10 protein-coding genes and 1 pseudogene are annotated in these 12,592 nt (G+C 38.4%); 8 read left to right on the top strand and 3 right to left on the bottom strand.

The window, feature by feature from the left end; translation table 11 throughout:
• Positions 1–244: 244 nt before the first annotated feature.
• The 8 genes from pruA (at position 245) to rlmD (ending at position 9,602) form a co-directional block, all read left to right on the top strand.
• Positions 245–1,792 (top strand): L-glutamate gamma-semialdehyde dehydrogenase, encoded by a 1,548-nt coding sequence (pruA, locus tag ACDX78_RS21475; protein WP_486030640.1) that lies wholly within the window; start codon positions 245–247, stop codon positions 1,790–1,792.
• A 218-nt stretch (positions 1,793–2,010) separates the two neighbouring features.
• A complete protein-coding gene (locus ACDX78_RS21470; protein ID WP_486030638.1) occupies positions 2,011–3,279 on the top strand; it encodes a helix-turn-helix domain-containing protein in 1,269 nt (422 codons plus the stop codon).
• A gap of 26 nt (positions 3,280–3,305) precedes the next feature.
• A complete protein-coding gene (locus ACDX78_RS21465) occupies positions 3,306–3,446 on the top strand; it encodes a hypothetical protein (protein WP_486030636.1) in 141 nt (46 codons plus the stop codon).
• A 274-nt stretch (positions 3,447–3,720) separates the two neighbouring features.
• Complete coding sequence (gene gatC, locus ACDX78_RS21460; RefSeq protein ID WP_486030634.1) at positions 3,721–4,014, top strand: Asp-tRNA(Asn)/Glu-tRNA(Gln) amidotransferase subunit GatC; 294 nt, start codon at positions 3,721–3,723, stop codon at positions 4,012–4,014.
• A gap of 94 nt (positions 4,015–4,108) precedes the next feature.
• Positions 4,109–5,575, top strand: a complete 1,467-nt coding sequence (gatA, locus tag ACDX78_RS21455; protein ID WP_486030632.1) for an Asp-tRNA(Asn)/Glu-tRNA(Gln) amidotransferase subunit GatA — start codon at positions 4,109–4,111, stop codon at positions 5,573–5,575.
• Positions 5,572–7,002: an Asp-tRNA(Asn)/Glu-tRNA(Gln) amidotransferase subunit GatB gene (gene gatB / locus ACDX78_RS21450; RefSeq protein WP_486030631.1), complete on the top strand. Its 1,431-nt coding sequence runs from the start codon at positions 5,572–5,574 to the stop codon at positions 7,000–7,002. The genes gatA and gatB overlap by 4 nt, the downstream gene beginning before the upstream one ends.
• A 222-nt stretch (positions 7,003–7,224) precedes the next feature.
• Positions 7,225–8,118, top strand: a complete 894-nt coding sequence (locus ACDX78_RS21445) for a diacylglycerol kinase (RefSeq protein ID WP_486030629.1) — start codon at positions 7,225–7,227, stop codon at positions 8,116–8,118.
• 107 nt (positions 8,119–8,225) lie between these two features.
• Positions 8,226–9,602 (top strand): 23S rRNA (uracil(1939)-C(5))-methyltransferase RlmD, encoded by a 1,377-nt coding sequence (gene rlmD, locus ACDX78_RS21440; RefSeq protein ID WP_486030627.1) that lies wholly within the window; start codon positions 8,226–8,228, stop codon positions 9,600–9,602.
• Positions 9,603–9,805: 203 nt separating this feature from the next.
• Here rlmD and ACDX78_RS21435 read toward each other — a convergent pair.
• The 3 genes and pseudogenes from ACDX78_RS21435 to ACDX78_RS21425 form a co-directional block, all read right to left on the bottom strand.
• Positions 9,806–9,956: pseudogene (locus tag ACDX78_RS21435) on the bottom strand (IS256-like element ISBsu2 family transposase); the annotation flags it as partial.
• Positions 9,957–10,672: 716 nt separating this feature from the next.
• Positions 10,673–11,338, bottom strand: coding sequence for a hypothetical protein (locus ACDX78_RS21430; protein WP_486030626.1), 666 nt, complete (start codon positions 11,336–11,338; stop codon positions 10,673–10,675).
• A 169-nt stretch (positions 11,339–11,507) separates the two neighbouring features.
• Positions 11,508–11,921 carry a MarR family winged helix-turn-helix transcriptional regulator gene (locus ACDX78_RS21425; protein WP_486030624.1) on the bottom strand — a complete coding sequence of 138 codons (414 nt, stop codon included), beginning with the start codon at positions 11,919–11,921 and terminating at the stop codon, positions 11,508–11,510.
• Positions 11,922–12,592: the final 671 nt, after the last annotated feature.

The raw sequence follows: 12,592 nt of genomic DNA, 5'->3' as shown, positions 1-12,592 counted from the left end.
TGGTCGTATTGTTATTAACTATATCTCCATATTTTTCTAAATGAATACTTCTATTTCGTTTAGAAATTCATTTTCATGGTAGTTGGTGGCGATGCGTAGCATAGCCATGGTTGTTTCAGTGGGGGATAAAAAGAAAACCCCCATTGAATGAAGTTTCACTTTATGCTTTAAGAAAAAATGATTGAAATCAAGGGGATGGGAAAGCCTAAAAATAGATCTTATTTTTAGGAGGTATATATAAACAATGGTAGTACCTTTCAAACATGAACCGTTCACAGATTTCTCCATAGAAGAAAACAAAAATGCCATGATTGAAGCATTGGATAAAGTTGGAAAGGAACTTGGAAAAGAATATCCACTGATCATTGGTGGCGAGCGGATAATGACAGAAGAAAAAATCGTATCCGTCAATCCGGCTAATAAAGAAGAAATCATCGGAAAAGTTTCCAAAGCAAACAAAGAACTTGCGGAAAAGGCTATGCATGTGGCGGATTCCACTTTTGAAACATGGAGAAAATCCGATCCAAAATTCCGGGCTGATATTCTCTTTCGTGCATCGGCAATCGTTCGTCGCCGTAAACACGAATTTACTGCGCACTTAGTTAAAGAAGGCGGGAAGCCGTGGAAGGAAGCGGATGCTGATACGGCTGAGGCCATTGACTTTATGGAATATTACGGCAGGCAAATGCTTGAAATGATGAATGGGAAAAAGGTGGAAAGCCGTCCTATTGAATATAACCAGTACCATTACATCCCGCTTGGTGTCGGTGTAGTCATATCCCCATGGAATTTTCTGTTCGCGATCATGGCCGGAACAGCGGTTTCTGCCATGGTGACAGGAAATACTGTACTGTTAAAGCCAGCCAGTCCAACGCCAGTCATTGCCTATAAATTGATGGAAGTTTTGGAGGAAGCGGGACTTCCGGATGGCGTGATAAACTATATCCCTGGACCAGGAGGCGAAGTTGGCGATTACTTAGTTGATCATCCGCGTACGCGTTTTGTAAGCTTCACAGGTTCCCGAGATGTTGGCACACGGATTTTTGAACGAGCTGCGAAAATCCAGGATGGCCAGAAATGGCTGAAGCGTACGATCATCGAAATGGGTGGTAAAGATACCATTATTGTTGATAATAATGCTGATCTGGAACTTGCAGCTCAGTCCATTGTACAATCTGCATTTGGCTTTTCCGGACAAAAATGTTCCGCCTGTTCCCGGGCTGTAATTCATGAAGAGGTTTATGATGAAGTGGCCAATCGGATAGTAGGATTGACAAAAGAAAAGTCTGCCGGTGACCCGCATGACAATTCCTATTATATGGGTCCGGTTATTAATCAGAAAGCTTACGATAAAATCATGGGTTATATTGACATTGGTAAAAAGGAAGGAAAACTGCTCACAGGCGGAACCGGGGATGACAGTAAAGGCTGGTTTATCGAGCCAACCGTATTTGGCGAGGTCGATCCGCAGGCAAGAATTATGCAGGAAGAAATTTTTGGTCCGGTTGTTGGATTGACAAAAGCAAAAGATTTCAGTGAAGCCATTGAGATCGCTAACAACACAGCGTATGGTTTGACTGGCGCGCTGATCACAAATAATCGGGAGCACTTGGAACAGGCAAGAGAAGACTTTCATGTTGGAAACCTATACTTCAACCGCGGCTGTACAGCAGCCATTGTCGGTTACCAGCCGTTTGGCGGTTTTAACATGTCAGGTACCGATTCCAAAGCTGGAGGGCCGGATTACCTAGGTCAACTCATGCAGCCCAAAACGACATCGGAAATGTTTTAATGTCATGAGTAATTAGTCACAATATGTCGATCAGCCCTTTTTAGGTAAAAAGTTGCCTAAAAAAGGGCTTATTTTCCTTGTACAGGAAAATCGGAAACTTTCAAGGGCAATTATCGCTGTATTTACCCTATGAATTTCCCAATATGAATTATCAGAAAGTATGTTATAATATCAATATACAGAGTCATATAATTCTAGTAAAGGTTAGGGTGGGTATATTGATAGAGGTAGGGTCTCTTATAAAATTGCAACGGACCAAACAGAACATGACCCAGGGCGATCTTGCCAAAGGAATTGTTTCTTTATCGTATTTATCCAAGATTGAGAATCTAAAGACAGAGGCGAGCCCAGAAATTATTCAAGCATTGTGTACCCGGCTTGGTATTCAAATTGATAATTCCCTCAATTCCACGATCCAGGAAAAATGCAAAGAATGGTATGGCATGTTATTTGCGGTAAATGATAAAGAAGAGATTATTGCCAAGTACAAAGAAATACAGGAACTAATGGATGAAAATCTCACTGAAAATTTACTAATGTTTGAAATACATAAAGTAAGATATTATCTAGTAGTCGGTGAATTAGAAAAGGCAGAGGCAAAAATCAAACTTTTGAATGACATATCCGGTACTTTTGACAACCAACATTTGTTTTACTGGTATAAATTTAAAGGGAATTACAATTCTGTAATTGGTGAATTTAATTCAGCCATGCAACTTTATAAGGCGGCTGAAGAAAAAATTAATAAAATAGAATTAGAAGAAAAAGAACAAGCCGATCTTTTATATGCCATTGCAGTAACACACAGCAATCTACGAAAGACGTTAGAAGCTATTGATTATGCAAAAAAAGCATTAGAAGTATTTATGAAAGAATATAATTTTAGTCGTTGTGCGCAATGCCATATTGTACTTGGAATATCATATAGAAGAATTAAGCTGTATGCTAATGCAATCAAAAACTATAACTTAGCCTTGCATTTAGGAAAATTAAATAAAGATAAGCATTTAATTTTATTAACACACCAAAATCTCGGTCATTTATACACTACTACACGAGAGTCTAAAGAAGCAATCAAGCATTTTCAGGCAGTTTTGGAAGATGAAGGAGCTCATCCGGTTGATCACTTATACACGATAGCATCCTTAGTAAGTTTGTATTATAGTGTTGAAAATTTTGAAGAGACTAGAAAGACTGTAAACTATGGCTTGAAACTATTGGAGGAATTCGGGAAATACGAAGAATACAAACTTTATTATTATATTATTATTGCGTATGACCACTTATTAAAAGAAGAGTACAAAGACTTCGAGAAATTGATGATTGATGGTTTCTTACCATCTTTGGAAAAACAGAAGGATTATGGAAATATTGCCATATACGCAGAATTATTGGCTGCTCATTTTGAAAAATTTCATAAATATAAAGATGCAACAAAGTATTATAAAGAGGCTAATTTTGCCTATGAGCAAATTACCAATATATAATTTAATTTTATTTGAGGGGGGAGAAAATGAAAAAAATGATTTCAGTTGTTGCAATTGGTGCTTTACTTGTAACTGGTTTTCTTTTAGCGCAACCGCAGGAAGACGTTACGATTAGTGACAGAAACCCTAGTGTCCTTTCAGTACCACAACCTACACACTTCTTTTAATCTGCAAAAGAAGTAATTACATCAGTAACTTTTTTATCCTATTAACTATATGATAGATTGGCCTGAAACGGCGTGGAACCTGTTTCAGGTGTTTTTTTGTTTAAAAAGACTTTTTCTTCACTATACTTCTAAAAGGTGTAAATAAAATCACAGGAAAGAAGAGAGCAAAAGTTGCTTACAACAGGCACATTCTGCTATCATCAATAGTGTTATACTTGATTACCGTGTAAAATAATGTAACTATATAAAATGTTGCCTGTCAGGAGGGTTATCGATGACAAATATTTCGAAGGAACAAGTGAAACATGTCGCAGAACTGGCTCGACTTGAAGTCACTGAAGAAGAGGCAGATATGCTGACAGATCAGTTGAGTGAAATTATTACTGCTGCTGAATTACTGAATGAATTGGATACAACTAATGTGGAGCCAATTACACATGCATCAGATCTGAAAAACGTATTACGCAAGGATGAGCCGAAAGTGTGGATTACAAAAGAGGAAGCACTGAAAAATGCCCCTGATCAAAAAGATGGTCATTTTCGTGTGCCATCCATATTGGCAGATTAAAAAGTATAAAACTTTTTAATCTGCATAAGCGCAACTTAGGCTTTCGCCATTAAGGGCGATAAGCCAAGTTTTCTAAGAATAGGGAGGGAAATCAATGGCTTTATTTGATCACACGATTAAAGAACTGGAAGAGAAACTACATAATAATGAAATTAAAGTAGCTGACTTAGTGGATGCATCTTACCAGCGTATTCATGAAGTGGATGACCAAGTGCGCGCTTTTCTAACGCTGAATGAGGAAAATGCACGGGCAGCTGCGAAAGAACTTGACAAATCAGAGGATAAATCCGGCAGCTTGTTTGGCATGCCTACAGGTATTAAAGACAATATTGTAACAAAGGGACTGCGTACGACAAGTGCCAGTAAAATACTGGATAACTTTTATGATCCATTATATGACGCAACCGTGATGAACAAACTATATGAACAAAGCGCGATTACAATCGGAAAGCTGAATATGGACGAGTTTGCCATGGGTTCCTCCAATGAAAACTCCGGTTACTTCATTACAAGAAACCCGTGGAATACGGATTACGTACCAGGAGGTTCGAGCGGCGGCTCTGCTGCAGCAGTAGCAGCCGGAGAAGTTTTATTTGCCCTTGGCTCGGATACGGGTGGTTCTATTCGGGAACCGGCAGCTTATTGCGGTGTTGTTGGTTTAAAACCAACCTATGGACGGGTTTCCCGTTTTGGGCTTGTGGCATTCGCATCCTCCCTGGATCAAATTGGACCAATTACAAGATCGGTGGAAGATAATGCAAGAGTGCTTGAAGTACTGGCAGGACAGGACCCGATGGACTCTACATCTGCTCACCTGGCAGTGCCTAAGTATACAGATGCCCTGACAAAAGATGTAAAGGATTTAAAAATTGCTGTTCCAAGTGAATACTTGGGAGAAGGGGTTTCTTCAGAAGTACAGGAGGCTGTAAAAAAGGCACTCAAAGTATACGAATCACTTGGAGCAACCTGGGAGGAAGTTTCTCTCCCCCACTCCAAATATGCGATGGCTACATATTATATTATCGCTTCTTCAGAGGCATCAGCCAATCTGGCTCGCTTTGACGGGGTTCGCTATGGTGTTCGTGCTGAAGCAGATAATATGATGGACATGTTTAAAAAGTCCCGGAGCCAGGGCTTCGGTGAAGAAGTGAAGCGTCGTATTATGCTTGGAACCTTCGCACTCAGCTCAGGCTACTATGATGCATATTACAAAAAGGCTCAAAAAGTGCGAACCCTTATGAAGGGTGATTTTGATAAAATATTTGCAGACTACGATGTGGTTATCGGTCCAACATCTCCGACTCCGGCATTTAAAATTGGCGAGAAGACGGATGATCCATTAACCATGTATGCCAATGATATTTTAACCATTCCGGTGAACTTGGCAGGTGTTCCGGGGATTTCTGTCCCATGCGGATTTTCGGAAGATGGTCTTCCAATCGGTCTGCAAATTATTGGAAAACATTTTGATGAAAGTACCGTATACCGTGCAGCACATGCATATGAACAAGCAACAGATCATCATAAGAAACGACCTCAAATTGGAGGTGCCAACGAATGAACTTTGAAACGATCATTGGACTTGAAGTCCATGTGGAGCTAAAAACAAAGTCAAAAATCTTCAGTCCCAGTATAAATGCTTTTGGAACAGATCCGAATACGAACGTGAACCCGATTGATCTTGCATATCCGGGTGTCTTGCCGGTGCTGAACGAAGAAGCGGTTAACTTTGCAATGAAAGCAGCTATGGCATTGAATTGTGATATTGCCACTCATACAAAATTTGACCGTAAAAATTATTTTTATCCGGACAACTCGAAGGCTTATCAGATTTCCCAATTTGATCAGCCGATTGGTGAAAATGGCTGGATTGATATTGAAGTAAACGGAAAGAAGAAGCGGATTGGAATTACTCGTCTTCATATGGAGGAAGATGCAGGTAAATTAACGCACGGCGATGATGGTTATTCCTTAGTGGACTTTAATCGCCAGGGAACGCCGCTCGTGGAAATTGTTTCCGAGCCGGATATCCGTACACCGGAGGAAGCTTATGCATATTTGGAAAAGCTGAAAAATATTATTCAGTATACAGGTGTATCCGATGTGAAAATGCAGGAAGGTTCTTTGCGTTGTGATGCAAATATTTCTCTGAGACCAACTGGCCAGGAGGAATTTGGTACAAAAGCAGAACTGAAAAACCTGAATTCCTTTAACTATGTCCAAAAAGGGCTGGAATTTGAAGAAAAACGTCAGGAAAAAGTGCTTCTATCCGGAGGGGAAATTTTACAGGAAACCCGCCGGTATGACGAGAAAACGAAAGAGACCATATTAATGCGTGTCAAAGAAGGGTCGGATGACTACCGTTATTTTCCGGAGCCGGATCTTTTGCCGCTATATATTGATGAGGAATGGAAAGAGCGGATCCGCAGGGAAATTCCAGAACTGCCGGATGCCCGCAAGAAGCGTTATACTGAAAAACTGGAGTTATCAGCATATGATGCAGAAGTGCTCACCAGTTCAAAGGAAATGGCTGACTTTTTTGAAGAAGCGCTTGAACACGACGCAGATAAAAAGCAGGTTTCCAATTGGCTTATGGGTGAGGTTTCTGCTTATATGAATAAGCACTATAAGGAACTTCAGGAGCTTGCGATTACACCAAAAGCTTTAGCAAAAATGATTCATTTAATTGAAGATGGAACTATTTCATCCAAAATGGCAAAAAAAGTATTTACTGAACTGGCGGAAAACGGCGGGGATCCGGAAAAAGTTGTGACAGAAAAAGGACTCGTCCAAATTTCCGATGAAGGTCAGTTGAAAGAAATTATCGGAAAAGTACTGGAAGAAAATGAACAGTCCATTATTGATTATAAAAATGGAAAAGCTAAAGCTCAGAAATATCTGGTTGGCCAGGTGATGAAAGCAACGAAAGGGCAAGCAAATCCACCGATGGTTAATAAAATACTTAAAGAAGAATTGGATAAAAAGTAATGGCTTAGAACCAGACTGCTATCTTTCAGGGTAGTAGTCTGGGGTTACTTTACGCAAGAAGATAAGAATAACAATAAAACCAGAACCCATGTGACAAATTGTAATTCAACAAGAGAATACCTCATCATCGCATAGTTAACGATTAGCATAAATTTATTAAAGCTTATTGCAATATTAAGGTAAGCTTATCAACTGGTGAAAGATGATAATGGGGGAAGAGCAATGAAAAAAGCAAGAATTATTTATAACCCAACATCAGGACGAGAATCATTTAAAAAAGAATTGTCTCATGTTCTGGAACGGTTGGAAGTTGCGGGATACGAAACATCGGCCCATGCCACGACAAGTGAAGGTGATGCCACGGAAGCAGCTGAAACAGCGGTGAAAAGAGAGTTTGATCTGATTGTGGCAGCTGGTGGTGATGGGACGATCAATGAAATTATTAATGGAATGGCAGAACAGGAGCATCGTCCTAAGCTTGGGATTATTCCGACAGGTACGACCAATGACTTTGCCAGGGCTTTGCGTATACCAAAAGACATAGAAAAAGCTGTGGATGTCATTGTAGATGGTTCTTCCAAAATGCTGGATATTGGAAAAGTGAATAACCAGTATTTTATGAATATCGCCGGTGGAGGAAAGCTGACTGAGCTGACGTATGAAGTGCCAAGCAAATTAAAGACGATGATCGGTCATTTGGCGTATTATGTAAAAGGAATCGAAATGCTTCCGTCCCTTAAACCGACCCCTGCAAAAATCGTTTGCGACGGGGAAGTGATGATTGATGAAGATGTTATGCTGTTTTTAATTGCAAACACAAATTCTGTCGGGGGCTTTGAAAAATTGGCGCCTGATGCAGCAATGGATGATGGTAATTTTGATGTGATTATTTTACGAAAGACAAATCTGGCTGACTTTATCCGACTGGTAACATTGGCGTTACGCGGTACCCATTTGGAAGATGACCTGATTATTTACAGGCATGCAAAACATATCGAGGTAACTACTGATGAAAAAATGCAATTAAATATTGATGGGGAGTATGGCGGAATGTTGCCGGGAAAATTTGAAAACCTGCAGCAGCACATTGAATTTTATCTCCCGGAGGAATTTTAAAATGCAAGGATTACTTGAAGGTAGTCCTTTTTTGGTTTGTAAGTGAATCTCCAGGGAAAGCTATGATAAAATGGATGAAGCATATTCGCATATAAAGGAAGATAAGTATGGCAAAGACAAAAGCACCAGTAAAGAAAAATGAAACCCTTACGCTGAAATTTGAAGATCTGACCCATGAGGGGAATGGGGTAGGAAAAATAGATGGTTATCCATTATTTGTACCATATGGATTGCCGGGTGAGGAAGCTGTTGTCAAGGTAGTTAAGGTGAATAAAAACTTCGGCTTTGGAAAATTACTGGAGAAGAAGAAGAAAAGTGATGAGAGGGTAGAGCCTCCTTGTAATGTTTTTTATCAATGCGGCGGGTGCCAGTTGCAGCATATGAGCTATGATTTACAGTTGAAGATGAAGCAAAACCAGGTGGAAAATGTGATGAGAAAGATAGCCAAACTTGAACATGTTCCGGTTCATCCCACCATTGGCATGAAAGATCCTTGGCGTTATCGAAATAAAGTGCAAATGCCTGTGGGAGAAAGAGACGGGGAGTTAATCACCGGATTTTACCGCAAACGCAGTCATGAAATTATTGATGATATGGAAACCTGTGTTATTCAGGATGAATTAAACGACAGGTCGATACACGCTGTCCGCCGTATTGCCAACCAATTGGGCATCCGTTCCTATGTTGAAGAAACAGATCGTGGCGTGCTGCGCCATATTATGGTGCGGACGGGTAAGGAAACCAAAGAAACAATGATCGTCCTCATTACTCGTACAAATGATTTGCCGCATAAAAATGCGCTTATTCGTGAAATTACGGAGACATTTCCCCATGTAAAGTCGATTGTGCATAATATCAATGATAAACGCACCAATGTGATTATGGGGGATAAGACAGAGGTTATTTGGGGAGAAAAATATATTTACGATACGATAGGCGATATTCGATTTGCCATCTCGGCAAAATCATTTTACCAAGTAAATCCCGAACAGACGAAAGTGTTATATGATAAGGCGAAGGAATATGCACAGATCGGCAGTGAAGACACTGTGGTGGATGCTTATTGCGGAATTGGCACGATATCTTTATTTTTGGCACAGGAAGCAAAGAAGGTTTATGGGATTGAAGTGGTGCCGGAAGCCATTAGTGACGCGAAAATGAATGCCCGAATCAACCAAATGGATAATGCTGAGTTTTTTGTAGGGAAAGCGGAAGAAGTCATGCCCTGGTGGAAAGCACAAGGGTTGAACCCGGATGTTATTGTAGTGGATCCGCCACGTAAAGGTTGTGAAGTGGATTTTCTGCAGGCTATGATTGATATGGAACCAAAGAGGATTGTGTATGTTTCTTGTAATCCGTCTACATTAGCGAGGGATTTACGTGTGTTGGAGGATGGCGGGTATGAGACGAAGGAAGTACAGCCGGTCGATAATTTCCCGCAGACAAACCATGTTGAGGCTGTAGCGCTGATACAACATAGTTAGAAAGAAGAATTAAATTTGGTTTGTAATTTTTAACCCATAATATGGGAATGGGAGATATGAGGAAGGATTAAAGAAACAATACTTAACTTGAAAATAATCATGAAATGGTATTCAGAATATACGGTAAAATGAAAATAGGTTATAAAGGTGTGAATAGTGTTCTTAAAGGGTTTGTCAAATAAAGTGTGTAAGTCATAACTACTCAAGATATTTACGACCCTGTCTTTGAAATGATCATGTACAAGAAGCTGGTTCATAACCATAGCCCAGTTCCGAAGATATCCGCCATCCCATTTGTCTTCCAGTTCCCGAATTCGTAAAAAACAATAGTTTTAACAGGGCATTCTCGTTGAACTGCCCCCTGTCAAGTAGACAGTGGAAATAATAAAAATGATTTAAGCGGCTTTAGCTCTATATTCTTTTTTCTACTGTATCTCCCAGATACTTTCATCTCCCAACGTAAACTTTGTTCTTCCCTGATGGAACACGGTTGGTATCCTAACGGTAAAGGGGCGTGAAGAAATCAGTGGAGAATCTGGTTTATTCCGATGGTTTTTTAATTATCATTCAATAGGTTTTTATAATCCTAAATCAATACAAATTCGGGCTGGATCAATAATGGTTCAGTCTTTTTCTTTTAGTCCAATAATCCTTCAATCCCTGTCCAATATGGGTTCATTTATTTTTTTATCTCTCCAATTCCAACCTGTTCGTTCTCCTGTTTAATCTCTCCGTTATGGCGTTAGAATGAAGGCAGATTGGGGTAGGGGGAAATTAATAAGGTTAGATATAGGATCTGAGGTTCGAAATACAAAAATTTACTAGCCGTTTTACATAAAGTGAACCATATATTAGAAAAAATGAAACAATGATTGCTAAAGGAATACTTAAAGATACTGGGAGATCAATTCCCGGCCAAATGCTCATTTTTATTTGTTCAAAACCGAGTGTTCGTAGTATACCTGCAAGCATGGAAATTATCGTACTAACAATTAACCCTACGTATAGGATGAAAAGAACAGGGATTGTAAGCAGGTAAAAAAAAGGGTAAATTATTTTTTTAATGTTCATTATTTTTCACTCCTTATGATTTGCTGGACTTTGGCATTTGGAGAGATTGTATAATTTTCTTTATAATAAAGTGTTTGGATATTGCAATTTTTACCGATTACCACCGTGTCCCCTTCAACAACTTCCGTATCTGTATGGGAAATATGAAGTTTATTTCCTTTTATATACTTGCATTTAAGTTTTTTCTTTAATAATGAAAAAGTCATCTTTTCCTTCTCTACATTGATTTCATCGGAGATAAGACATTCAATAACACTTTCACCTGATAATTTTAAGTGAAATTGTTTTGAATTTATTTCTTTAGCATGAACAATGCCGATTAAATCAACCTTTTCCGAGTAAACAATATCTTCTACAGCTAGCTTTCCAGAACTGTTTATCCTTGTTGTTTGCCCTTTTTTAAGTTTTAAATAACCTGTGTTTACAATATCTTTAATATCGCCATTGCTTTTTAAAACACAAGATCCTGAGTTTTTTAAAACATCTGCTATAACATCATACTGAAAAGAGCTATGCCCATGAGTTGTGATTTCTTTAGTACATATATCCTGATGGAAAGAAACAGAGCCACGAATTTTTAATAGCTCATATTCTGATGACAAATCTTTAAAACTACCACTTGTAAGGGTTATGCTGCTTAACTTTTTATTTTTCTTAATTTTCATCTTATACACCACCATGTTTTAATTGATATATATTTTAGTTATTAAAATATATATCAATTAAAACATGGTTAAAGTGATTTTGGCAAGAAAAAAATATATCGTAAGGGGGATTTAAGTATGTCATTTATATATTTACACAGTAAAAAAGGATTTCACGATGTTGAAATCCTTAAAAAATCTTACTCATTAACTTATTGATATCCATTAGTATCTTAGCAATATTGGTTAATTTTTCTTCTGGGAATTTCAGAAATATTTCATGAACCTTATCCTCACCAATATTTGTTAAAACCATCTTTACAGCTCTACGATCTTCACTTTCTCTTATCCGTTTTATTAAATTGAGTTTTTCCAATTTATCGCACATTGATGTAATAGCTCCAGGAGTCACATTGAAAAAATCAGCAATTTCAGTTGCTTTCATTCCACCATTGATTTCTAGCTGAATAAGAAGGATAAGCTGGTTTTGGGAGAATGATTCTCCTTCAGTCAGTAAATTTACAAACCTCTTAGACGTTTGTTGTATTTCAAGCATTTCACTCATAATTATTTTTACCTTATTCATTTGATCGTTTTCTAACACATTATCACAGCCTACATAATATTTATTAATTAAAATATATAGTAAGTATATAATTAATCTCTACGAGTGCCAACAATTTTACACTATTTCTTTTTAATGTAAATCAATATAAATTTGGGCTGGGTCAAATAGTGATCCAGTCTTTTTGTTTTGTTCAATATCCCTCAATCTCTTGTCAATATATTGGCTTCAGGTGGTGCCCAATCTCTTTTTAGTTGTTATCCCCACCACATAAATCCGTAGGACTTTCTTCATCTTTCTTCGCCTTCTTTTTGCGTCCATTATGTCTCAAAAAATGCTACCATTTCAATCGTTTCTACTAATACGTTCACCAGAACGTATAAATGCTACTCTAAGAATGTACAAAAATCATTGTTTAAAACTGTACACTTTGGATGAATAACTACATAATATGGCTCTCCGCTATCTAGTGTTGAAATTACAAATTGTTCGTGTTAAATTTATGCAATTAATTTAAATGATTCCATGGTGTATCTACTATTAACGATGATACGATCAAAGCAACACCGGACAAGGGGATGAGTTCAGTTGCTCGCTCAACATTTTCCACCTGTTACTCAAATAATCATCCGCACTATTGAGACTAAGCAATATGTCCGGTTAAACACTATATAGCGAGGAACCCATAATATTTCTGAGGTGAATATGGT

Origin of the sequence: Virgibacillus oceani (assembly GCF_041521345.1) — a bacterium.
GTDB classification, from domain to species: Bacteria; Bacillota; Bacilli; order Bacillales; family Amphibacillaceae; genus Virgibacillus_N; species Virgibacillus_N oceani_A.
The sequence above is the reverse complement of the archived record's forward strand: the minus strand, read 5'-3'. Positions and strand labels throughout refer to the sequence as shown.

Coding starts and splice junctions, on each gene's coding strand:
- ACDX78_RS21465 (WP_486030636.1), top strand. CDS start 3,306: ATGAAAAAAATGATTTCAGTTGTTGCAATTGGTGCTTTACTTGTAACT.
- ACDX78_RS21430 (WP_486030626.1), bottom strand. CDS start 11,338: ATGAAAATTAAGAAAAATAAAAAGTTAAGCAGCATAACCCTTACAAGT.
- ACDX78_RS21445 (WP_486030629.1), top strand. CDS start 7,225: ATGAAAAAAGCAAGAATTATTTATAACCCAACATCAGGACGAGAATCA.
- gatC (WP_486030634.1), top strand. CDS start 3,721: ATGACAAATATTTCGAAGGAACAAGTGAAACATGTCGCAGAACTGGCT.
- pruA (WP_486030640.1), top strand. CDS start 245: ATGGTAGTACCTTTCAAACATGAACCGTTCACAGATTTCTCCATAGAA.
- rlmD (WP_486030627.1), top strand. CDS start 8,226: ATGGCAAAGACAAAAGCACCAGTAAAGAAAAATGAAACCCTTACGCTG.
- gatB (WP_486030631.1), top strand. CDS start 5,572: ATGAACTTTGAAACGATCATTGGACTTGAAGTCCATGTGGAGCTAAAA.
- gatA (WP_486030632.1), top strand. CDS start 4,109: ATGGCTTTATTTGATCACACGATTAAAGAACTGGAAGAGAAACTACAT.